Below are 20,772 nucleotides of genomic sequence, written 5' to 3'. Positions count from 1 at the left end.
GACTGCCATGACGTTCCGCATTCGTTCGCTTTCCGGCATTGCATTGACCGCCGCGATCCTCGCGTTCCAGACAGGCGCGGCCGATGCGCAGGAGACGGTCGTCAAGGTCGGCGTGGCCGGCCCGCTGACGGGCGGCGGCGCCGCATACGGCAAGGACATCGAGAACGGCGTGCGCATGGCCGTCGACGAAGCGAATGCCGCGCACACGACCGTGGGCGGCAAGGCCGTGAAGTTCGTCGTCGCGTCGCAGGACGACCAGAGCGATCCGCGCACCGGCGTGCAGGCCGCGCAGCAACTCGCCGATGCGCAGGTGGCCGTCGTGATCGGCCATTTCAATTCGGGCACGACGCTGCCCGCGTCGAAGATCTACGCGAAGGCCGGCATTCCGATGATTACGCCGTCGGCGACCAATCCCGACATCACGCGTGCCGGGCTCGGCACCGTGTACCGCGTGATCGCGACCGACACGCAGAACGCCGGCAACGCAGGGGCCTACGCGGCGAGCGTGACCAAGGCGAAGCGCATCGCGATCATCGACGATCGCACTGCGTTCGGCCAGGGCGAAGCCGACGAATTCGAGAAGTCCGTGAAGGCGAACGGCGGCACGATCGTCGCGCGCGAATTCACGAACGACAAGGCCGTCGACTTCAGCGCGCAGCTCACGAAGATCAAGAGCACGAATGCCGACCTCGTATTCTTCGGCGGCCTCGACGCGCAGGCCGCGATGCTCGTCAAGCGCATGCGCCAGCTCGGCATCCGCGCGCAGTTCCTCGCGGGCGGCGGCGTGATGAACGCGAACTTCATCAAGCTGGCCGGCAATGCGGCGGAAGGCGCGGCCGTGTGGGAATACGGGCAGCCGCTGTCGCGTCTCGCGAAGGGCAAGCTGTTCGAAACGAAATTCAAGCAGAAGTACGGCGTCGACATGCTCGCGTATGCGCCGTTCGCGTACGACGCGACGTGGATCGCAATCAACGCGATGCAGAAGGCGAACTCGACGAAGCCGGCCGATTTCAACGGCGCGCTGAAGGGCACCCGCTACGACGGCATCACCGGCACGATCGCGTTCACGGACACGGGCGACCTGAAGAACCCGAGCTCGACGCTGTACGAAGTGAAGAACGCCGCGTGGCAGCCCGTCACGACGAAATCGTCGGATTGAACGCACGCGCGCGCGGACTTTCGCGGCGATGCCGGACGTGCTGAAATACCGTGAGCGATCGGTTGCGATCGCGGCGCACGCCGGGGCGATCGCCCGGGAAGCCTGCAGACGCGACGCCGCGCGCGACGCGGCACGAACAACCAACGGGCGCGGCCGGCTGGCCGTGCCTTTTACGTGCAACTGGAGTCAGTCGTGAGTTCTCAAGTCGTCATCGTTGGCGGTGGTGTGATCGGCAGCTCGATCGCCTATTTCCTGCGCGCCACCGATCCGACGGTCGCCGTGACCGTCATCGAACGCGACCCCACCTATGCGCGATCGTCGTCGGCGCTGTCGGCCGCGTCGATTCGCCAGCAGTTCTCGACGCCGCTGTCGATCGAGATGTCGCTGTTCGGCATCGACTTCCTGCGCACGATCGGCGAACGGCTCGAAGTAGACGGCAACCGGCCGTCGATCGATCTGCACGAAGGCGGTTACCTGTTCCTGGCAACGCCGGCCGGCGATGCGACGCTGCGCGAGAACCATGCGCTGCAGATCAGCCTCGGCGCCGATATCCGGCTGATGGATCGCGATGCGCTGCGTGCGAAGTTTCCGTGGCTGAACGTCGACGATCTCGTGTCCGGCGCGTACGGCGTGAGCGGCGAAGGCTGGTTCGACGGCTACGGGCTCGTGCAGGCGCTGCGCAAGAAAGCGCAGGCGCTCGGCGCGCGGTATGTGGCGGCCGATGTGAAGTCGGTTGAACGCGATGGACGGAAGGTCACGCATGTCGTGACGGGCGACGGCGAGCGCCATGCGTGCGACACGCTCGTCAACGCGGCGGGTGCATGGGCACGCACGCTGTCGTCGATGATGGGCATCGACATCCCCGTGTATGCGCGGCGCCGCAGCATCTTCAACGTGTCGTCGCCGGCGAAGCTCACCGATTGCCCGCTGCTGATCGATCCGACGGGCGTGTATTTCCGGCCGGAAGGGCGCACGTATATCTGCGGGACGTCGCCGAGCCCGGACCGCGACCCGGACGATCTGCCGCTCGACGAAGTCGATCACGACCTGTTCGACGAGGTGATCTGGCCGACGCTCGCGAATCGCGTGCCGGAGTTCGAGGCGCTGCGCGTGGAGAACTGCTGGTCCGGGTACTACGAGTACAACGTGTTCGACCACAACGCGATCATCGGGTATCACCCGGAACTCGACAACGTCGTGTTCGCGAACGGCTATAGCGGCCACGGGCTGCAGCAGGGGCCGGCGACGGGGCGTGGCGTCAGTGAACTCATTCTGGGCGGGCGTTATGAAACGCTCGACCTGTCGTCGCTCGGCTGGGCGCGAGTGCTGGAAAACCGGCCGATCGTCGAAAAGAACGTCGTGTAGCGCGACGTAACCGCCCGCTGCAGGGGGCGGGATTCTCCTTGTGTCTCAAACCCATTGGCCCGACTTTGTCGGGCCTTTTTTCCTTATGGATTTCGGTGGAGGGGCGCTTGGCGATCGCCGCCTCGATACCGCGGTTGTGGACTGCATGTTCGATGTCACCCGGAGTCGTAACAGCGATCTGCGTAGAACCGCCCTTTCTTACCGGGCACCGCCAGCGCTAATCGTGAATGCCGACAGCAGCGTGTCGTGGCTATTCCGGACTCGGCAAGCCCAGCCGCCAGCTCAAATTCCTGCGCGCTCGCGTCTCGCAGCGCGTATGGAAGAAATCGGTCAGATAGATGCGCGGGCGGTCGAGCAGCCCGCGAAGAATCGTCCGTTCATGAAGGTCGTAAGCCCGGTCGTCAAGATCGGGGCGCTCTGCCCGGAGGTGCCGGCCGTCTTCGCGAAATCGGCTGCGAGAAGCGCCCAGCACGGCCAGGTCGATGTCGCATGCGAAACGGGTATCCAGTTCCGCGGCAATGCCCAGGTGGGTCGTCGCGAGAATCATCGCGCAGATACGGTCGCACGCGTGGATTCGCCCCTCTGCCTCGCGTCTGAACCAGTCCGCGCTACGCTGCTCGTTATCTTGCGCACCCGGAACGAAAATCGCGTCATGGAACCAGAGCGCGAGCTCGACGGCGTCCGGTTCGGGAATCGAGTCGCGCGCCAGGTCGAGATGACGCAAGCATCGCCGGACATGCACGAGCGTATGGTAATGGCGCGCCGGCTCCATATAGCATTGCGCCAGCATGCGATAGACATCCTCGGCATGTGTCCCGCCGCTGCACGACCACAACGCGACGAACCGCGCCTGCGTCCGGTTCACGTTCGCTCCTTGGCCCGGGACGGCCGCGCATGATCGCCCGATGCCGACATTACCGCGATGCGCTCAGAGAAATTCACTGCGGATGTCGATACTCGACCGCTGTCCGATGTTTCCGTAGTGATGCGCGAGCCACGCATCCGCTTCGCGTCGCCCGTAGTCATGCAGTTCGCTGAGAAATCCCCAATCCGCGTTGTACTTGCTCGATACGCTCAACGCGCACAGGGCGTCGTCGGCGCGAATGGAATGGATCAGCATTTCCTTCATCTCGCCACGTTTTATCGTGCCTTGCCGGATCAGGTCAGTGACAAACGAGATGGCTCGCATCTCGCGCATCAGCGACGAGTTGAAACTGATCTCGCTGATACGGTTGAGAATTTCCGCTGCCGTGATTGGCACGCCGCGGCGCACCAGCGGATTGATGTGCACGATCACGACGTCGCGCGTCGCGCAATTGTAGATGAGAGGATAGATGGCCGGATTACCCATGTAACCGCCATCCCAGTAGTACGCGCCATCGATCGTAACCGCCTGGAACAGTGTCGGCACGCATGCCGATGCAAGTACCGCGTCCGCACTGACATCCTCTCCGGTGAAGATGCGGATTTTCCCCGTCTCGACATTGGTTGCGCACAGGTACAACCGGATCGGACAGTGTTTGCGCAGCGCGTCGAAATCGACCTGGCTTTCGAGCACTTCGCGCAGCGGGTTCAGGTTGTTCGGATTGAACTGATAGGGCGAAAAAACGCGCAGCATCATGTCGGCGAATGCATAAAGCGGCGAATGATCGAGCCCGAAGCTGTGCGTGCCCTTCAGCCACGGCGCCCAACGCAGCGGGTTGTAGCGCTCCGCCGAGCGTGAGACTGCCTGCCAGAAGTCGTGCAGTGCCTGGCGCGCACCGTCTTCGCCCCCTTGTTGCAGCCCGTATGCGAGAACAGCGGCGTTCATCGCGCCGGCGCTGGTTGCACTGACACCCTCTATTTCGAGCCTGCTGTCGTCGAGCAGACTGTCAAGCACACCCCAGGTAAAGGCGCCGTGCATCCCGCCACCCTGCAAAGCCAGCGCGATCTGTTTGCGCGGTACATCGTTGCTGCGTCTCGTGTGCGTGATTGTCATGCCAGTCTCCCCAGCTCTCCGTGATGCGAAGGCAGGTAATGGACGGTACGTCGTCACGCGATACGTCGTCGTGCGCCGCCGGTCCATTCATCCTGCGCGCGCGTCCAACGCATCCAGCAGCGCCTTCGCCTCTCGCAGGTCGCTCGTGTCGAATCCTTCCGTGAAGCAGCGGTACACCTCGGACAGCGCCCGCTGTGCCTCCACAGTCTTCCCCTGCCGTTGCAATAGCCTCGCAAGGTCTGACGCTGCCCGCAATTCCAGCGCTCTGGCACCCTGCCGGCGCGCTCGCGCGATCGCTCGGTGAAAACAGTCTACGGCTTCGTTATCGCGTGCAGGTGCCGTGCCGTCCTTGCTTGCCTCTCCAGCCAAATAGATTCCCGTGAGCCGGCAGAGCTCGACTTCGTAGCAATGCTCGCCGGATTTCGCGACGATCGCCATCGCCTCTTCCAGCACGTCTCGTGCTGCCCGCTTATCACCCGCACGCCAGTAACTGTCGGCGAGCAACGCGAGCGCATAGGGCCGCAGGTCTGCGCCACCCGCTGCCCGCTGCGCGTCGAGGCCCAGCCGCATCTGCGCGATTCCGTCCCGGATGTTTCCTTGCTCGCTCGTCGCCCAGCCTCGCAGAATCGTTCCCCATGCGAGCCAGTAAGGCAATCCGTGCTCGGTCGATACGGCAATGACCGCATCTGCACGCTCACCGGCCAGCACCGGCTCCCTCCGCAGTTGATGCAGGTGGGCTGCGTAGGTCAGACTGAACGCGAGAGATGGCCCATAAGAAAGGCCCTGCGCGAGCGTGAGTGCTTCGGCGCTGCGTTTGAGCGCTTGTTCCGGATAGCCCTGAAACCACAAGGTCAATACGAGGTAATTGAGCGCCCGGATACCAGGATCCACCCCGTGTGCGAAGACGTGTGCCTGATGCTGCTTCGGATCGTAGATCGCACGGGCCTGTTCCAGGTTTGCGCGAGCAGCGCCGAAATCGCCCTGCAGGAAAAAGCAGGCGCCCAGCGCACCATGTGCCTCCACGAGCAAGCCTGGATCATTCGCATCCCGGGCAGTATCGAGCATCTGGTGGCTCAGATCAGTCGCGATTGCATACTCGCCGCGCACCAGATGGTGTATCCGCAAGCCCAGCTGCGTCGCAAAGCGTTGCGATGCCTCACCCGTCCGCTCGCATAACTCGAGCGCGCGCCTGTATGTCACGCCCACCTCGGTCGAACCGTACCCACGGACGTCCATCAAGACTGGCCCAAGGGAAAGCAGCAGCGTCAGTTCCCAATGCGCCTGCATGGGTGTATCCGGCAAACGCTTGAGCAGCGCAAGCGCCGCGCCGAGGTGATTCATTGCATCGGGGTGGGCAGCATGACGTAGCGCCTGCTGCGCCGCACGATGCAGATATTCGACAGCCTTGGGAATGTTTCCGCTCTGACTGTAGTGGTGCGCAAGTTCGCTGCAGTAATCGGCGATGCGTGTCGGGAACAGCACCTCGATCGCCTGCGCAGTGCGCTCGTGCAGTGTGGTACGCCGCTCCGTGAGCAACGAGCGCCCGGCCACTTCCTGAGTCAGCGCGTGTTTGAATGAGTAATTGACCTCGGGAAAGGCGGGGCGCTCGTAGATGAACTCCGCGGCTTCCAGATGGGCGAGCAGACGACGTAGTTCATCGTCCCGCGCCGGCGCTTCACTGCAGATTCGCTGGATCAGGCTGAACGGAAACTCGTGGCCTATCACTGCGAGCGCCTGCAGCAGTTCCTTTTCCTCGATGGGAAGACGATCGATCCGGGCAGCCAGCACGCCCTGCACGGTGGTGGGAATATGCAGCGTCGCCGGGGTCTCCACGATCCGATAATGCCCGGTATCGCCGAGCAGCGATTTCTCTTCGACAAGCGTCTGAACCACTTCCTCCATGAAAAACGGGTTGCCCTCCGTCTTCTCCAGAATGAGCTGCTTCAGAGGCACGAGTGTGCGATCCTCGCCGAGCAGTGCCGTAAGCAGTCCTTGCGCATCGGATGGACCAAGCGGTTCGAGACGGATCTTGCTGCAATGAACCGCGCGGTCCCACGCGGGCCGATACTCGGGCCGGTAGTTCACCAAAAGGAGCATTCGCTCGTCCGGCACGCGGTCGACCAGGTAGGTGAGGAAGGCTTCTGTCTCACGGTCCAGCCATTGCAGATCCTCGAACAGCAAATGGACCGGCTGATTCCGGCTCTCTCGCGCGAGAAGCTTCCCGATTGCGTCGAAGGTACGGTCGCGCCGGATCTGCGGATCCATCTCGACCAGTATCGTCCCGCCTTCACCGATTCCAAGCAGATAGAGGACGTATGGCACGAGGTCCTCGAAACTGCGCTCGAGCGTGAGCGCCTTGCCGATGACTTTTTCCCGGCAGCGCCGCTCGTCGTCCTGCGTCGTGATCTGGAAATAGTTCTTCAGGAGTTCGATGAGCGGCAAATTGGGAAATGCCTTGCCGTGCGAGACCGAAAATGTTTCCAGCACCAGCGCGCCACGCCGTGAACGCTCCTTGAACTCGTGGAAAAGGCGCGACTTTCCGACGCCCGCCTCACCCACGATGCCGACCACGCGCCCATGCCCGCCCCGCATTTCCTCCAGCGCGCGGTTAAGATGTTCCATTTCCGTTTCACGGCCGACAAACCGCGCGAGGCCGCGATGCGCCGCCCGCTGCAGGCGCGTGCGCAACGCCCCCAAGCCAAGCAGCTCGTATACGCACAGCGGCGCGGGAATGCCCTTGAGTTGCGTTGCCCCCAGCGCCTTGAACTCGAAATAGCCTTCGGCCAGCTTATGGGTGGACTCGCTGACGAGAATGGACGTGGGTGTGGCGATTCCCTCGATCCGCGACGCGATGTGGATCGTATGCCCGAGCGGATCGTATTCGGTGTGCAAGTCGTCGGTGCGGATGGAACGGACGACGACCTCGCCCGTATGAACGCCGACGCGAATTTGCAGAGGAATGCCTTCCTGCAGACGAATGCGGTCGCCGTGCTGCCGCATCGCCTGCTGCATGCGCAAGGCAGCGAACAGTGCTCGTTGCGCATGGTCTTCGTGGGCGATCGGTGCGCCGAACAGCGCGAGGATGCCGTCGCCGAGCGATTTCGCGACGTACCCTTCGTAGTAGTGGACCGCTTCCATCATCAACTCGACCACGGGCACGATCAAGCGATGCGCCACTTCGGGATCGAGATCGTGGATCAACGCGGTCGATCCGGCCATGTCGGCAAACAGCGCAGTAACGGTCTTGCGCTCGCCGGCGGGCTCGCCGCGCGCTGCCATGGCCGCGTGTTCGGCACGGATCCGCTCGGCCAGATGATCGGGCGTGTAATGAACGGGTGTCGGCGGCGGCTCCCGACCCGAAGGTAGAGAAAACGACGGCGCAGCGGCGGCTGGTGCCAGCGACGTCCCGCAATTGCTGCAGAAGCGAGCTGCTGGCTCGGCCGCATGTCCGCATTGCGGACAAGTGCGGGACAGCACGGCCCGACATTCCTGGCAGACCCTCGCACCGGGAGGATTCTCGGATCCGCATAGTGTGCAGCGCATAAAACCCTCTTCCTGCCAAGGGTCGACATCAAAACATTATGCGCCACTATCCGCGGGTATTCAGGCCGGCGAGCGTACCTTCGCATCGCTTCACGACTTCAGACGCCTGCGCATCCGGTTTGAACGCATCGCGGCCCTCCACGAGGCATTCATGAAGATCGCCGCCTGCGTCGTTTGCCGGCGACCGCTTCAAAATTCATTTTGTTGAGGCTTCCTATACACGGAACGTGAGACCGGTAGCGGCAGGCGATTCGCCGAGCGACGCGCAATCGGTTCGCGACGCGCCCGGCCATCGGCCGGGCCACGCCGGAACCTGGATCAGCGCCCGCTCTTCAGTTGCGCCCACAACCGGCTTTCGAGCCGCATGATGTCCGCCGGCATCGGCGACCCCAGCGTGAGCGTCTTCAGGCGTTCAGGGCCGGGATAGATCGCCGGGTTCTTCAGGATCTCGGCTTTGATCAGCGGTCGCGCGGCCGCATTGGCGTTCGGGTAGAACACCTGGTTCGTGATCGCGGCGCTCGTTTTCGGCTGCAGGATATAGTTGATCCACTGCATCGCCGCACCGGCGTGCGGCGCGTCCTTCGGCACGGCCATCAGATCGAACCAGAGCACGCCGTCGCCCGGTGGAATGACATAGCTGATCTCGTAAGCGCGATGCGCTTCGGCGGCGCGCGCCTTGGCGATCGCGACATCGCCCGACCACGCGAGCGCGAGGCAAATGTCGTTGTTCGCGAGGTCGTTGATGTACCCCGACGAATTGAACTGCGTGATGTAGGGACGAATGGTTCGATAGAGCTGGTAGACGGCCTGATAGTCGGCGGGATTCGTGCTGTTCTGATTCTTGTGCAAATAGGCAAGGCCAACGGCGAACGCATCTTCGGGCGAATCGAGCACCGACACGCCGCAATGCTTGAGCTTCGACACGTACTGCGGATTGAACAGCAGATCCCAACTGTCGAGCGGTGCGTCCTTGCCGAGGACGTCCTGGACCTTCGTCGCGTTGTAGCCGAGACCGTCGGTTCCCCACGACCAGGGCACGGCGTACTGGTTGCCCGGGTCGACGGTCGCCATCATCTTCATCAGCACCGGATCGAGATTCGCGAGGTTCGGTATCTTGCTCTTGTCGAGCTTCTGATACACGCCTGCCTGGATTTGCTTGCCCGCGTAGCCCGACGACGGAACAACGATGTCGTAGCCGGACGAACCGGCGAGCAGCTTCGCCTGCAGCGTTTCGTCGCCGTCGTAGACGTCGTAGCGCGTATGGATGCCGGTCTGCTTCTGGAAGCCGGATACGGTGTCGTCGGCGATGTTGTCCGACCAGTTGTAGACGTTCAGCTCGTCGGCGCGGGCGTGCGGGGCGGCCGTGGCGAGCCCGATCAGTGCGGCGGCGACGGCGGCCGCGATCGGCGTGATGAGGCTGGGAGCGGTCATGGTGGCTCTCGTTCGATGATGACGGGTTGCGGGAATCTGGAAGTCGATTGGATGCGCTATGCGCGTTGCGCGTCGTGGCGCCAGCCCACGCGGTCGAGCGCATGCAGCAGCCGCTCGGCGCCGAGCGCGCTCACCTGCACGCCCTGACCGTCGGCGTCGGTCGCGGCGAGGAGCGCATTGAGGATCGCTTCCTCGACGGCCTCGGCCGCGGCGACGAACAGCGGTGTCATGTAATCCGGATTGACGCTCTGCACGGTGGACAGCGGTGCGCTCAGGCGGCTGTAGTCGGCAACGGGTAATCCGCGATTACCGGTCGAGAACGCGACGAAGATGTCGCCGCTTGCGTATTCGGTGCCGCCGCCGACACGTGCGAGACCGACACCCGCACGATGCGCAACCTGCGTGCACTGGTGCGGCAGAAGCGGCGCGTCGGTCGCGAGCGCAATGACAATCGAGCCCATGCCGGGCACGCCGGCTTCGCGATTGCGGAACGGCGACGGTACGTCGCTCAGTACTTCGCCGACCGGGTAGCCGCCGACGCGAAGTTCCTCGCGGACACCGTAGTTTGCCTGCACGAGCGCACCGACCGTCCAGCCACCGTCGTCGCCGGTCAGCCGCCGCGACGCCGTGCCAATGCCGCCTTTGAATTCATGGCAGATCATGCCGGTGCCGCCGCCGACGCACCCTTCGGCAACCGGGCCGCCGCGCGCCGAGGCCAGCGCATCGCGAACGTGCGCGGCCGTCACGTGCTGGCCCCAAATGTCGTTGAGCACGCCATCGAACGTCTCGAGCACGACCGGCATGCACCAGTACTGATGCGAGCCCGCCGACGCGCGCTCCGCCTGCACCAGTGCGTCGCGCACCACGCCGACGCTGTGCGTATTCGTGAATGCAATCGGCGTAGTCAGCAGACCGGATTCGCGAATCCATTCGAGTCCGGTCGCATCGCCGTTGCCGTTGAGTACGTGGTAGCCGGCGTAGCAGGGTTCGAGCCTTGCCATGCCCGCGCGCGGCTCGATGACCGTCACGCCGGTCTGGATCGACACTGTTCCTTTTTTTTCGATCACGGTACGATGGCCGACGCGAACGCCGTCCACGTCGGTGATGCTGTTCAGCCGGCCGGGGGTGCCACGCCCGATCCGGACGCCGATGTCCCTGATGCGCATACCTGTTCTCCTGGGCACCATGACGGCGCCCTGTCGTTGAGTGCGACGGTTGAATGTCGAGGTACGGCGATGGTAGGCGGCGCAGCGCGGCACGAACATCGGTCCGGCGGGCTAGGGGTGCGGGTGCGAAACTACACCTTTGGGATTAGATGGCATGAAGCTCGACATTGCGGACCTGGCGTTCCATCAGCGGCTCGGACGCCTGATCGAACGCCTCGACGACCGGCAGTTCTGGAACGCGCTGATCGACCTGCTGCGCGGCGCGGTGCAGATCGACAACTGGGTGGCGATGGTCTTCAGCCCGACGCAGAAGCCCTGTCTGATCGCCGAGAGCGCACCCGGCGCGAAACCCGACACGCTGTTCGAGGGCTACCTGAACAGCGTGTATTTGCTGGATCCTTTTTATCAGTTCAGCCTCGGGCCGATCAGTCCCGGCGTGTATCGGATCGATGAGGTCGCGCCCGATCAGTTTCGCGAGACGGAGTACTTTCGGCGCTATTTCTCCGTGAATGTACGGGAAGACGAAATACAGTTTCTTGTGCCGCTACCGGGCGGGGAGCGTGTTTCGCTGTCGCTCGGCAGCCGGCAGCGCTTTAGTGCCGCGGATGTCGGCACGCTGTGCCTGTACGGCACCTGGATTCTGCCGCTGATGCGGCGCGCCGTGCCGTCGCCGGCCTGCGAGCGGCCCAGGACCGATCGCGCGACCGCCGAAAGCGAGCGGCGCGCGCATTTCGAGCAGGCGCTGCGCGAGCGCGCGAGCACGCGCTTGACTGCCCGGGAGATCGAGGTCGCGCTGAAGATTCTGGCGGGACATTCGAGCAAGAACATCGCGCGGTTACTGGGCATTTCGCCCGCGACGGCAAAGGTTCACCGTACCAATCTCTACCGAAAGCTCGATATTTCGTCGCAGGCTACGCTGTTCGGTCTCTTCATGGACGAAGTGCCGCAGGCAGAGTAGGAAGCGCTGACACGATGCGTTTTGAAGCCTGACTTCATTTCGTCGTCGAGTATCGGTTTGGGCATGGCCGCCTCGTTGGCGAAACAACGAGAAGGACGTTAACCGGGCGTGCGGCGGGTTGACCGCCCCCACAACGCATTGTGTCGGAGCGTGTCAGGGCATGATTGCGCGGTCTGTTCTGTCAGTTGGCCGGTGCTCGCTTGCCGGTGCTTCCCGGATGCATTTTCCGTAACACGAGGCGGCGAGGTTTAAAGCCGCGAGTGGGGCGAACCATGGATCAAGACGGTGACTTTATCGTGCGCACCATGTCGGCCGACGAGCTAGCCATGTCGGTCGAATGGGCGGCTGCGGAAGGGTGGAACCCCGGCTGGCATGACCCGCTCTGTTTCAGGGAAGCGGACCCGGCCGGTTTCTTCGTCGGCGTTTGGCGCGGTGAGCCGGTGGCATGCCTCGCCGCCGTCGCGTATGACGAGCGCTTTGGCTTCATCGGTCTTTATATCGTGAAGCCCGGGTTCCGCGGCAAAGGCTTCGGTATGCGGATCTGGCAGCACGGCATGCGTTATCTGGGAGACCGCAACGTCGGTCTCGATGGTGTCGTCGCCCAGCAGGCGAACTACAGGAAGTCCGGGTTTCGGCTCGCGTACCGCAACATTCGCTATCAGGGGCGCGTGGGCGGCATCGGGTGCGCGCATGTAGCGGCAGCGGCCGACGTGCCGTTCGAGCAGCTGCTTGCCTACGATCGCCAGTGTTTTCCCGCGGCGCGCGAGCGTTTCGTCTCGGCGTGGATCGCACAGCCGGATGCCGTTGCGCTCGCAACGGTCGACGCCGGCCGTGTCGCCGGATACGGGGTTGTGCGCCGCTGCAAGGCGGGCTGCAAGATCGGCCCGCTCTTCGCCGATGACGCAGGCGTCGCCACCGGGTTGTTTCGCGCGCTGGCGGCCAGCATGCCCGGCGAGGTCATCGTGCTCGACGTGCCGGAAACGAATCCCGCGGCCGTCGCGCTGGCGGAACGGCACGGCATGACAAGGGTCTTCGAAACCGCGCGGATGTACACGAAAGACGCACCCGCGATCGCGATCGATCGCGTGTTCGGGGTGACGTCGTTCGAGCTGGGGTGATGGGGCGGACAGGGCTGCCGCCGATGGCTGCATGTGGCAACATCGCGGTCATCCGTCCATCACGTCGGGGCGCGGGCGGGCCCCACTATCCGAGGGGGAACTCATGTTTGACCACGTCAAATTCGGAGTCAGCGATTTCGCAGCGAGCAAAGCGTTTTTCCTGAAGGCACTTGAACCGCTTGGCGTGGTAGTCGCGGGGGAGGGGGAGCCTTCGTACGGCGTCGAGCTTTGTCCGCCGGGGCCGTGGCAGCCTTCGTTGTGTCTGTTCCAGACTGCGGAGAAGCCCGCGCATCTTCACATCGCATTCAAGGCCGAGAATCGGCGGCAAGTCGACGAGTTCTATCGCGCGGCGCTGGCGGCGGGCGGGAAAGACAATGGGGCGCCGGGGTTACGGCCGCGTTATAACGCGAACTACTATGCGGCGTTCGTCATCGGGCCGGACGGGCACAATATCGAGGTGGTTTGTCAGCGGGCGGAGGAGTGATCCTGCCGGGCGAGGACCGGCGCTGCGGGATTATCTCGCGCGTGACACGTCGATAGATGGCGGCTGATGGATGTCTTCACGCTTGTCACGACGGTTGCCTTTCTCGCGATGGCGTTGCCATTCAATGTGAACCTGTTCGACGTGGCCTTGTTCGCCAATGCGATTGCAACCGTCCTCATTTACCCGGGGCCGTGTTCGCGTTGGTTTCAGCGTACGGCTTCGTAACATCGCCGCGCCGTTGCGATCGCGAATGCAGACGTGCGCGATAGCGGCGTTTGAGCACGACGTGAAGCTTCAACGGAGAGACGAGCGATGACCTCAAAAAGCGTCCGCAGAGCAACGGCAGACGATGTACCGGCGCTTACACAGATCCGGAACGACGCGCATGCGAAGAAGGTTGCGCACGGTGACTACGCGTGGGGCAAGGACGGCGACGGGTTCTCCGAGCGATGGGTGCGAAACAACGTCGCTGAAAAAGAAGTGTATGTCGTCGAACTGGATGGCGCGCCGGTCGGGACGTTTTCATTCGGTCTGGACGATGACAAACACTGGGGGCCTCAAGAGCCGATCGCCGGTTATGTCCATGGGCTGTGTGTGCGGCAAGGTTTTAACGGGCTCGGGCTCGGCAGCTTCATGCTTGATTGGTGCGCTCGCAAGGTGAGCGGATTGAACCGGCGCCTTGTTCGACTCGACTGCGCCACCGAAAACACGAAGCTCTGCGCTTACTACGAGTCGCTTGGTTTTACCCGCGCGGGAATGAAATCGGACGGCTATGTCTGGTCACTGTACGAGAAACTGGCTGACTAGTTTCGATCGGAGCGTCGACAGGTTTTTCGTACATGCCTGGCCAGATGACCGGATGTAGTCGGCTGCAATCGTCCGTTCGACAGAGGCCGCCGGATCATCGACAATCTGCGGAAATTAACGGAAGAGAGAGGAAGAGGGCATGCGCTGGATCTGCAAGACGCTCGGGGTGATCTTGAGCATTTCCGTCATCGGCATCGCCGATGCTCAGGCGACATCCAGCGAACCTGCTTTCCCGCGCTTCACCCAGACGGAAGGCAAGCATGATGCCGATGGGCTCCCGTTGTCCGGGGTGAAACTCTGCGTGCTTCCTGGTCGTGCGCCGTGCTTCGAGATGCCGCCTGCTCCTGTTTCCGGTTCTTCCAGGGAGCTATATCAGTTCGGACTGAATCCACGGTCCGAACGGTTGCCGATTGAATCGGGCGGTTCCTGGGTGTTCTTCTCGGGGATGTTCTCGGGCGGTGGCAGCGGGATGCTGGAGCGCGTAGCCGTACTGCGTTATGGCGCGAACGGAAAGATCGACAATCTGATGCCGGAAATCACCGAAACAGAGATGGCCGATCGCGCGATGTGGAAGGTGCCGGAAGTCTCGCCCTATCCGCTGTTTGTCCGGGCGGATTATGTCTGGGGCAAGGACGAGAGTCATTTCGAAAAGCACTTCTTCGAAGTGGATGCGTGGATGTTCGATCCCGCAACCAGTCAGTACAAGAAGCGGTTTTCCTACCGGACAGCCAAGCGCTACGACAGGGGCGAGGGCTCGGATCGTGTGCTGAGCGCCGAGCGCGGGGAAATCATGCGACGCCTCACCGCCAGCAAGTAGCCTACCGCAGACGCTCCGAGTCATGCCTGCTTTCGGCGGGCCTGCAACCTTATCGCCGCGCTTCCCCATACGTCTCTTTACACACCTCGCGTAGCGCGTCGACGAGCAAATCCCGCGCCGGCGAGCGCGAGTCGGCGGCGCGGGTAAACAGCGCAATCGGCGGAAGCGTCCACACCAGCGAGTAAGGCACGATCGCTACGCCTGCAATCCGCACCAGTTCCTCCGCGATATCGGCCGGCACGATCGAGACGGCTTCGTCGCTCGACGCAATCATTTCGCCGATCAGCTTGGACGAGTAACTTTCGACGACCGGAACCGGCGGCGGGATGCCGGCCGACAGAAACAGGTCGGTTACCTGTTCCCGCATCGGCGTATGCGGCGCGCCGAGAATCCAGTCGAGCGCGTGCAGCTTGTTCCAGTCCAGCGCCGTGCGAGCCAGTTTCGCGGCAAGGCGCCGGCTCGCGATCATCCGCGGCTGCTGCTGGTACAGCACTTCAAAGGAAACCTGCCCCAGATCGACCGCCGACGACGCGCGCCCGATCACGATGTCGACGCTGTGGTCCTTGAGCTGCAGCAGCAGTTGATCGCTGGTGCCTTCATGAATCGTCACGGTCAGGCGCCGCTCCATCCGCGCTTGCAGCCGCTTCAGCGCCGCCGACAGCATCTGGCCGGAGATGAACGGAATCACGCCGATGTGCAGGTGGGCCGCATGCCCGGCGGCGACGGCCTCCATCTCGCGGGCGAGGTGGTCGAGATCCTTGATCATCGCCTTCGCCCGTTCGAGCACGACCGCGCCGAGCGCGGTCGGCCGCATGCCGCGCGACGAGCGTTCGAACAGCGGCGTGCCGAACATGCTCTCCAGCTCGGACAGCGCGTTCGTCACGGCGGGCTGGCTGCTGGCCATGTGCTCCGCGACGCGCGTCAGCGACCCGTGCTGCTGGATCTGCAGCAACAGCACCAGATGCCGAATCTTCAGACGTGCGCCCAGCCGCCTGACCACGTCGTTTGCGTCAAAAGTCATTGACTGGTCATGCATTCATCATGAAAAAGTGATGGACCGATATTAAAACAGAATCATCTCCTTATGGCGGATCCCTAGAATCCCCTTCATGGATCGCGCCGGGACTGGCCTGGCGCCCGTGCCCGGACCGAAAAACATGAAACAGACAGAGACACAGCAGCAGGCAGCGTTCGACTATCACGAGTTTCCGACCCCGGGGAAGATCTCGGTCGTCGCCAGCAAGCCGCTCGTGACCCAGCGCGATCTCGCGCTGGCTTACACCCCGGGCGTAGCGGGGGTGTGCGAGGCGATCGCGGCCGATCCGCTGCAGGCGCACCGCTTCACGAGCCGCGGCAACCTGGTCGGCGTGATCACGAACGGCACCGCGGTGCTCGGTCTGGGCAACATCGGTCCGCTCGCATCGAAGCCGGTCATGGAAGGCAAGGCCGTCCTGTTCAAGAAGTTCGCCGGGATCGACGTCTTCGACATCGAGATCAACGAGACCGATCCGGACAAGCTGGTCGACATCATCGCCGGCCTCGAACCCACGTTCGGCGGCATCAATCTCGAGGACATCAAGGCGCCGGAGTGCTTCACGGTCGAGCAGAAGCTGCGCGAACGCATGAAGATTCCCGTCTTCCACGACGATCAGCACGGCACCGCCATCACCGTATCGGCCGCTTTCATCAACGGGCTGAAGGTCGTCGGGAAGTCGATCAAGGAGGTGAAGGTCGTGACGTCGGGTGCCGGTGCGGCCGCGCTGGCCTGTCTGGACCTGCTGGTCGACCTCGGGCTGCCGGTTGAAAACATCTGGGTGACCGATATCGAAGGCGTCGTCTATCGCGGCCGTACCACGCTGATGGACCCGGCAAAGTCGCGCTTTGCGCAGGAAACCGATGCGCGCAAGCTGTCCGAAGTCATCGGCGGCGCGGACGTGTTCCTGGGCCTGTCGGTCGGCGGCATTCTGAGCGCGGACATGCTGAAGCAGATGGCGGCGCGTCCGCTGATTCTCGCGCTGGCCAACCCGACGCCGGAAATCTTCCCGGAACTGGCGCATGCGACGCGCGACGATGTCGTGATCGCGACGGGGCGCTCGGACTACCCGAACCAGGTCAACAACGTCCTGTGCTTCCCGTACATTTTCCGCGGCGCACTGGACGTGGGCGCGACGACGATCACCCGCGAAATGGAAATCGCCGCTGTTCACGCGATCGCGGGGCTTGCCGAGGAGGAGCAGAACGAAGTCGTGGCGGCGGCCTATGGTGCGTACGACGTGGCGTTCGGTCCGCAATACCTGATTCCGAAGCCGTTCGATCCGCGCCTGATCGTTCGTATCGCGCCGGCCGTGGCCAAGGCGGCGATGGAGGGTGGTGTGGCGACGCGCCCCCTGGCGAACCTCGACGCGTATGTCGAGCAACTGCAGCAATTCGTCTACCACTCCGGCGCGTTCATGAAGCCGCTGTTCGCGACGGCGCGTCAGCTCGTGCGTGACGGCGGCAAGGCGCGGATCGTCTTCACCGAAGGCGAAGACGAGCGTGTGCTTCGTGCCGTGCAGGTGATCGTCGACGAGAAGCTGGCGCGTCCGATCCTGGTTGGGCGCCCGGAGGTGCTGCTTGCCCGGATCGAGCGGTTTGGTCTGCGCCTGCGACTCGGTCAGGATGTCGAAGTGACCAATCCGGAGTATGACGAACGGTTCCCGCAGTACTGGACGACGTATTGGGAACTGCGGTGCAGGGATGGTATTTCGAAGGAGATGGCGCGCGTCGAAATGCGGCGTCGCCTGACGTTGATCGGCGCGATGATGGTGCGGCTCGGCGATGCAGACGGGATGATTTGCGGGACCGTTGGCGAGTATCACAATCACCTGCGCTTCGTCGACGAAGCGATCGGCAAGAAGCCGGGTGCTTCCACGTATGCAGCGATGAATATTCTGCTGCTCGATCAGCGGACGGTGGCGCTGGTGGACACGCACGTCAACGATAATCCCGATGCGGAGCAGATCGCGGAATTCACGATTGCTGCGGCTCGGCAGATGGAATGGCTGAATCTCACGCCGAAGGCTGCGTTGCTTTCGCGGTCGAATTTTGGGTCAGGGAGTGCGGCTTCGGGTGTGAAGATGCGTCGGGCGCTGGAGATCGTTCGGGAGCAGGCGCCGGATATCGAGGCGGACGGCGAGATGCACGGCGACTGTGCGCTCGATGAAGGGCTGCGGTCGAAGCTGCTGCCGATGTCGCCGCTGAAGGGGGCTGCGAATCTGCTCGTTTGTCCGAACGTCGATGCGGGGAATATTGCGTACAACCTGCTCAAGACCGAGGCAGGGAGCAATGTGGCGGTGGGGCCGTTCCTGCTGGGCGTCAACGCACCCGTGAACATTCTCACTTCGAGCGCGACCGTGCGGCGGATCGTGAATATGGCAGCGTTGACGGTGATTGAGGCTAATCGGAGTGCTTCTGTCTGATTGATTGTGTGATGTGGGGCGGCTACGGCCGCCCCTGCGTTTGTCGGTACTCGGCCACAAACGGCCGTTCGACACAGCTTTTAGATCGTCGACAATCGGTGCAGATAAGGGCGTAGCCTTTAGCGGTTACCGTCGATCAGATCGTTCAGCAGCGCATCGAACGCGGCCTGTGCGTCTTCAAGTTCCTGCAGGGCGGCATCGAAGGTTTGCAGCGCGAACGGCGAAGGCTCGCCGCTGCCTTGCGGCGGAAATTGCTTCTGCATCGAGGCGAACGTACTCTGCACGCGCAGCGTGGCGGCCACCATGCGCTCCATCGCCTGGGTTTCTTCGGCTCGGGCCTGTTCCGGATTCATTCCACTCCCCTTGGATGGTTTTCTTGAAGACCAGATCGTACACGCTGTGTCCGTTCTTGCCGCCCTTGGCAGAACGACTCCGTTGAAGGTTCCAACGGCACGCTGCGCGAGAAGCGATTTAATCGGGAATGATTCCGCAGTCGCGCCGAGGCCAAGATACTCATCGAGCGTGGCTACAAAATCCGGCCGCAGGTCACAACGATTGGCCGCTTTGGATGAATCTGAAGGGCCGTTCAGGGTCGGCAACGGTCGTTGTTCCCCACTCGCTTGTCGCGGTGAACGCGACATTCACGTTATTTGATGCGAAGAAACATCCCCGCTTTCTCCGGAAGCACCGAAGGCTGGAAGCCATAGCGCTCATAGAACTTCGGCGTTCCATGGTCCGCCATCAGACTGACATAAGCGGTAGGTAGCGCATTCTCGTGAATGTAATCCATGAGCGCTCGCATGATCAGATCGCCCACGCCCTTCTTCTGGTGAGCCGGCAATACCGCAATATCGACGACCTCGAAGAAGCAACCACCGTCGCCGATAATCCTGCCGATCCCGACCGGGGCACTGCCCGAGTACGCTACTACGCTAAAGAGTCCGTTCTTCAACCCGATCGTCGCGGCTTGCTCCGACTTTCGGCTTAACCCGGCAGCAAGGCGGATCTCGATGTAAGTCGATACGGACGGTACTTCTTGATGGACGACGTAATCCATGTGAACCCTTCAAATTGGTCGTTTCGGCCGAGGGGCCGTGCTCGTTGAGAATCGCCGGGTCAGATTAACTCAGTTGAAGAATGGCATGCGCGTCCGCATCCAGTCTGATGTCGAGGGAGGGAAGGAGATTCTGCTTTTCCTGCCATCTCCGTTGTTGTCGTAGTAGGTGATGTCATCGCGACTGTATTCGAGTGCGTTCGGATATCAGCGGCCAAAAGCTGACCAGCGGCGGCGCCCCCCCATCCCTATACCCTTCGGCCAATCCCCCCCAACTCCCCATTTCTGAGATGCCAGCGCGACTACACTGGTCATGAAGCCTTGCTTCTCGCCCATCGGAGTTGGTCGCAGCACCCTTCGCACCGATGGTCGAAGAATCCGTCTTGCCCAACAAGACGCAGCGAAGGGGGAGAGAGAAGGGAAATCCACGGCAACAAAAAGCGCGGGCCGCATGGGCTGCAACCCATACGACCCGCTGACCACCACCAACTCACACCAGGAGTCGGAAATGGCTAACGCCTATAGTAAGTCACGTCCCAAGAAGCTCAAACGGTACCCCGAGGTTGAACTGACCCTCGACAACAAGCCCGATCTTCCCCAAGAGGGCCAGCCGTACATGCGATGGATGCGCGCCATCGACGCGCATTTCGAGATGTTCGGATTCAAACCGGGTGATCACGTCTATCTCGAGTTCAATTTCGATCTCCGAAAGGTCACCATCACGCCTGACCACAGCGCGCTGAACTGGCGAGAGCAGCCCTACGGTCAGGCTGCCCAGGAAGACGAAGCGGAATAAACAGCAAGGGCCGCTTTGCGTGGCCCTTGCGGGTGCATTGCAAGCTTTGCACGAACGCGACTGACTGCCGGGGCGCAACTGCCCCGGCCATGGCCTCGAATATTGCGATTCGCACTCACAGCCAGCTTCAACAACTGTCACGACCGCAAGGATCGTGAGGCCGCACAGCGCCCGACGAAACAATCGCCCGGATCAAACACTGGCGCGAATAAACACACTTAAAACCCCGCATTCCCCGTCCCCCGATGCCCCCCAATTAACGACCAAACCGCAAGACCTAGTGCATAGGTATCGTTTGCCGCGGCCTTACTGACTATCGACAATCGTGGCTCGAATTCGCCGCCGCGGCGCCAGAAGCATCACGGCGGCAGGCACCTGACGGCTATCTCGGCCGTCCGCGCCATCCAGCTCACGACGACATGTACGCGTTCACTTCCTCATTCCAGAATCCCGCCGGCTCGCCGATTCGCGAGTTGTTCAAGTACCTGTCCGAGCCGGGCATGATTTCCTTCGCGGGCGGCTATTCGGCCAGCGACCTGTTCGACGTCGACGGCCTGAACATGGCCGCCGAACACGGGTACGCACAGGCCATCCGCTGCCTGCAATACGGCCCGACTGCCACGTTTCGAGCGGCTTGC

Annotated in this window: 18 protein-coding genes and 2 pseudogenes; 12 read left to right on the top strand and 8 right to left on the bottom strand. The window is 62.7% G+C overall.

The window, feature by feature from the left end:
- Window positions 1–7: 7 nt before the first annotated feature.
- Together R9B84_RS32165 and R9B84_RS32160 are read left to right on the top strand one after the other, a co-directional pair.
- Window positions 8–1,159 (top strand): branched-chain amino acid ABC transporter substrate-binding protein, encoded by a 1,152-nt coding sequence (locus tag R9B84_RS32165; RefSeq protein WP_423761469.1) that lies wholly within the window; start codon window positions 8–10, stop codon window positions 1,157–1,159.
- 192 nt (window positions 1,160–1,351) lie between these two features.
- Window positions 1,352–2,524 carry an NAD(P)/FAD-dependent oxidoreductase gene (locus R9B84_RS32160; RefSeq protein ID WP_423761468.1) on the top strand — a complete coding sequence of 391 codons (1,173 nt, stop codon included), beginning with the start codon at window positions 1,352–1,354 and terminating at the stop codon, window positions 2,522–2,524.
- Window positions 2,525–2,774: 250 nt separating this feature from the next.
- Here the strand turns inward: R9B84_RS32160 and R9B84_RS32155 are convergent, their stop codons facing one another.
- The 3 genes from R9B84_RS32155 to R9B84_RS32145 form a co-directional block, all read right to left on the bottom strand.
- A complete protein-coding gene (locus R9B84_RS32155) occupies window positions 2,775–3,314 on the bottom strand; it encodes a hypothetical protein (RefSeq protein ID WP_423763526.1) in 540 nt (179 codons plus the stop codon).
- A 138-nt stretch (window positions 3,315–3,452) separates the two neighbouring features.
- A complete protein-coding gene (locus R9B84_RS32150; protein ID WP_423761467.1) occupies window positions 3,453–4,502 on the bottom strand; it encodes a patatin-like phospholipase family protein in 1,050 nt (349 codons plus the stop codon).
- 87 nt (window positions 4,503–4,589) lie between these two features.
- Window positions 4,590–8,045: an adenylate/guanylate cyclase domain-containing protein gene (locus tag R9B84_RS32145; RefSeq protein WP_423761466.1), complete on the bottom strand. Its 3,456-nt coding sequence runs from the start codon at window positions 8,043–8,045 to the stop codon at window positions 4,590–4,592.
- Between the two features lie 70 nt (window positions 8,046–8,115).
- On the opposite strand from R9B84_RS32145, the pseudogene R9B84_RS32140 reads away from it, so the two are divergent.
- Window positions 8,116–8,253, top strand: a pseudogene (locus tag R9B84_RS32140) (IS5/IS1182 family transposase); the annotation flags it as partial.
- Between the two features lie 110 nt (window positions 8,254–8,363).
- Here R9B84_RS32140 and R9B84_RS32135 read toward each other — a convergent pair.
- Both R9B84_RS32135 and R9B84_RS32130 read right to left on the bottom strand, forming a co-directional pair.
- Entirely contained in the window at window positions 8,364–9,476 is a 1,113-nt protein-coding gene (locus R9B84_RS32135) for a polyamine ABC transporter substrate-binding protein (RefSeq protein ID WP_423761465.1), read from the bottom strand.
- 56 nt (window positions 9,477–9,532) lie between these two features.
- Window positions 9,533–10,642: a P1 family peptidase gene (locus R9B84_RS32130; RefSeq protein WP_423761464.1), complete on the bottom strand. Its 1,110-nt coding sequence runs from the start codon at window positions 10,640–10,642 to the stop codon at window positions 9,533–9,535.
- A 154-nt stretch (window positions 10,643–10,796) separates the two neighbouring features.
- On the opposite strand from R9B84_RS32130, the gene R9B84_RS32125 reads away from it, so the two are divergent.
- The 6 genes from R9B84_RS32125 to R9B84_RS32100 all read left to right on the top strand — a co-directional run bounded on the left by R9B84_RS32125 (window position 10,797) and on the right by R9B84_RS32100 (window position 14,826).
- Window positions 10,797–11,600: a LuxR C-terminal-related transcriptional regulator gene (locus R9B84_RS32125; protein WP_423761463.1), complete on the top strand. Its 804-nt coding sequence runs from the start codon at window positions 10,797–10,799 to the stop codon at window positions 11,598–11,600.
- A gap of 272 nt (window positions 11,601–11,872) precedes the next feature.
- Complete coding sequence (locus tag R9B84_RS32120) at window positions 11,873–12,718, top strand: GNAT family N-acetyltransferase (protein WP_423761462.1); 846 nt, start codon at window positions 11,873–11,875, stop codon at window positions 12,716–12,718.
- A 103-nt stretch (window positions 12,719–12,821) separates the two neighbouring features.
- The gene (locus tag R9B84_RS32115; protein ID WP_423761461.1) at window positions 12,822–13,202 is read left to right on the top strand and encodes a VOC family protein; all 381 of its coding nucleotides are present in this window, start codon (window positions 12,822–12,824) and stop codon (window positions 13,200–13,202) included.
- Between the two features lie 66 nt (window positions 13,203–13,268).
- A complete protein-coding gene (locus R9B84_RS32110) occupies window positions 13,269–13,427 on the top strand; it encodes a hypothetical protein (RefSeq protein WP_423761460.1) in 159 nt (52 codons plus the stop codon).
- An 87-nt stretch (window positions 13,428–13,514) separates the two neighbouring features.
- A complete protein-coding gene (locus R9B84_RS32105) occupies window positions 13,515–14,009 on the top strand; it encodes a GNAT family N-acetyltransferase (RefSeq protein ID WP_423761459.1) in 495 nt (164 codons plus the stop codon).
- A 139-nt stretch (window positions 14,010–14,148) separates the two neighbouring features.
- Window positions 14,149–14,826, top strand: coding sequence for a hypothetical protein (locus R9B84_RS32100; RefSeq protein WP_423761458.1), 678 nt, complete (start codon window positions 14,149–14,151; stop codon window positions 14,824–14,826).
- 49 nt (window positions 14,827–14,875) lie between these two features.
- Here R9B84_RS32100 and R9B84_RS32095 read toward each other — a convergent pair whose 3' ends face one another.
- The gene (locus R9B84_RS32095; protein WP_423761457.1) at window positions 14,876–15,847 is read right to left on the bottom strand and encodes a LysR substrate-binding domain-containing protein; all 972 of its coding nucleotides are present in this window, start codon (window positions 15,845–15,847) and stop codon (window positions 14,876–14,878) included.
- A gap of 136 nt (window positions 15,848–15,983) precedes the next feature.
- Between R9B84_RS32095 and R9B84_RS32090 the strand changes: the two genes are divergently transcribed.
- Window positions 15,984–18,284: an NADP-dependent malic enzyme gene (locus R9B84_RS32090; RefSeq protein ID WP_423763525.1), complete on the top strand. Its 2,301-nt coding sequence runs from the start codon at window positions 15,984–15,986 to the stop codon at window positions 18,282–18,284.
- Between the two features lie 119 nt (window positions 18,285–18,403).
- On the opposite strand, the gene R9B84_RS32085 is transcribed toward R9B84_RS32090, so the two are convergent.
- Entirely contained in the window at window positions 18,404–18,637 is a 234-nt protein-coding gene (locus R9B84_RS32085) for a hypothetical protein (RefSeq protein WP_011549124.1), read from the bottom strand.
- A gap of 293 nt (window positions 18,638–18,930) precedes the next feature.
- On the bottom strand, window positions 18,931–19,341 hold the full coding sequence (locus R9B84_RS32080) for a GNAT family N-acetyltransferase (protein ID WP_423761456.1): 411 nt from the start codon (window positions 19,339–19,341) through the stop codon (window positions 18,931–18,933).
- A gap of 505 nt (window positions 19,342–19,846) precedes the next feature.
- On the opposite strand from R9B84_RS32080, the gene R9B84_RS32075 reads away from it, so the two are divergent.
- Both R9B84_RS32075 and R9B84_RS32070 read left to right on the top strand, forming a co-directional pair.
- Window positions 19,847–20,134: a hypothetical protein gene (locus tag R9B84_RS32075; protein ID WP_338640918.1), complete on the top strand. Its 288-nt coding sequence runs from the start codon at window positions 19,847–19,849 to the stop codon at window positions 20,132–20,134.
- A 419-nt stretch (window positions 20,135–20,553) separates the two neighbouring features.
- Window positions 20,554–20,751 (top strand): annotated as a pseudogene (locus tag R9B84_RS32070) (PLP-dependent aminotransferase family protein); the annotation flags it as partial.
- Window positions 20,752–20,772: the final 21 nt, after the last annotated feature.

The sequence above is a fragment of the Burkholderia sp. NLJ2 genome (genome assembly GCF_049487195.1).
GTDB classification, from domain to species: domain Bacteria; phylum Pseudomonadota; class Gammaproteobacteria; order Burkholderiales; family Burkholderiaceae; genus Burkholderia; species Burkholderia pyrrocinia.
Note: the sequence above shows the minus strand (reverse complement) of the source record. Positions and strands in the feature narration are given on the sequence as shown.

Excerpts from the sequence above, each read along its gene's own strand:
- R9B84_RS32165 (WP_423761469.1), top strand. The coding sequence starts at position 8 with ATGACGTTCCGCATTCGTTCGCTTTCCGGCATTGCATTGACCGCCGCG.
- R9B84_RS32155 (WP_423763526.1), bottom strand. The coding sequence starts at position 3,314 with ATGCTGGCGCAATGCTATATGGAGCCGGCGCGCCATTACCATACGCTC.
- R9B84_RS32150 (WP_423761467.1), bottom strand. The coding sequence starts at position 4,502 with ATGACAATCACGCACACGAGACGCAGCAACGATGTACCGCGCAAACAG.
- R9B84_RS32145 (WP_423761466.1), bottom strand. The coding sequence starts at position 8,045 with ATGCGCTGCACACTATGCGGATCCGAGAATCCTCCCGGTGCGAGGGTC.
- R9B84_RS32135 (WP_423761465.1), bottom strand. The coding sequence starts at position 9,476 with ATGACCGCTCCCAGCCTCATCACGCCGATCGCGGCCGCCGTCGCCGCC.
- R9B84_RS32130 (WP_423761464.1), bottom strand. The coding sequence starts at position 10,642 with ATGCGCATCAGGGACATCGGCGTCCGGATCGGGCGTGGCACCCCCGGC.
- R9B84_RS32125 (WP_423761463.1), top strand. The coding sequence starts at position 10,797 with ATGAAGCTCGACATTGCGGACCTGGCGTTCCATCAGCGGCTCGGACGC.
- R9B84_RS32120 (WP_423761462.1), top strand. The coding sequence starts at position 11,873 with ATGGATCAAGACGGTGACTTTATCGTGCGCACCATGTCGGCCGACGAG.
- R9B84_RS32115 (WP_423761461.1), top strand. The coding sequence starts at position 12,822 with ATGTTTGACCACGTCAAATTCGGAGTCAGCGATTTCGCAGCGAGCAAA.
- R9B84_RS32110 (WP_423761460.1), top strand. The coding sequence starts at position 13,269 with ATGGATGTCTTCACGCTTGTCACGACGGTTGCCTTTCTCGCGATGGCG.
- R9B84_RS32105 (WP_423761459.1), top strand. The coding sequence starts at position 13,515 with ATGACCTCAAAAAGCGTCCGCAGAGCAACGGCAGACGATGTACCGGCG.
- R9B84_RS32100 (WP_423761458.1), top strand. The coding sequence starts at position 14,149 with ATGCGCTGGATCTGCAAGACGCTCGGGGTGATCTTGAGCATTTCCGTC.
- R9B84_RS32095 (WP_423761457.1), bottom strand. The coding sequence starts at position 15,847 with ATGACTTTTGACGCAAACGACGTGGTCAGGCGGCTGGGCGCACGTCTG.
- R9B84_RS32090 (WP_423763525.1), top strand. The coding sequence starts at position 15,984 with ATGAAACAGACAGAGACACAGCAGCAGGCAGCGTTCGACTATCACGAG.
- R9B84_RS32085 (WP_011549124.1), bottom strand. The coding sequence starts at position 18,637 with ATGAATCCGGAACAGGCCCGAGCCGAAGAAACCCAGGCGATGGAGCGC.
- R9B84_RS32080 (WP_423761456.1), bottom strand. The coding sequence starts at position 19,341 with ATGGATTACGTCGTCCATCAAGAAGTACCGTCCGTATCGACTTACATC.
- R9B84_RS32075 (WP_338640918.1), top strand. The coding sequence starts at position 19,847 with ATGGCTAACGCCTATAGTAAGTCACGTCCCAAGAAGCTCAAACGGTAC.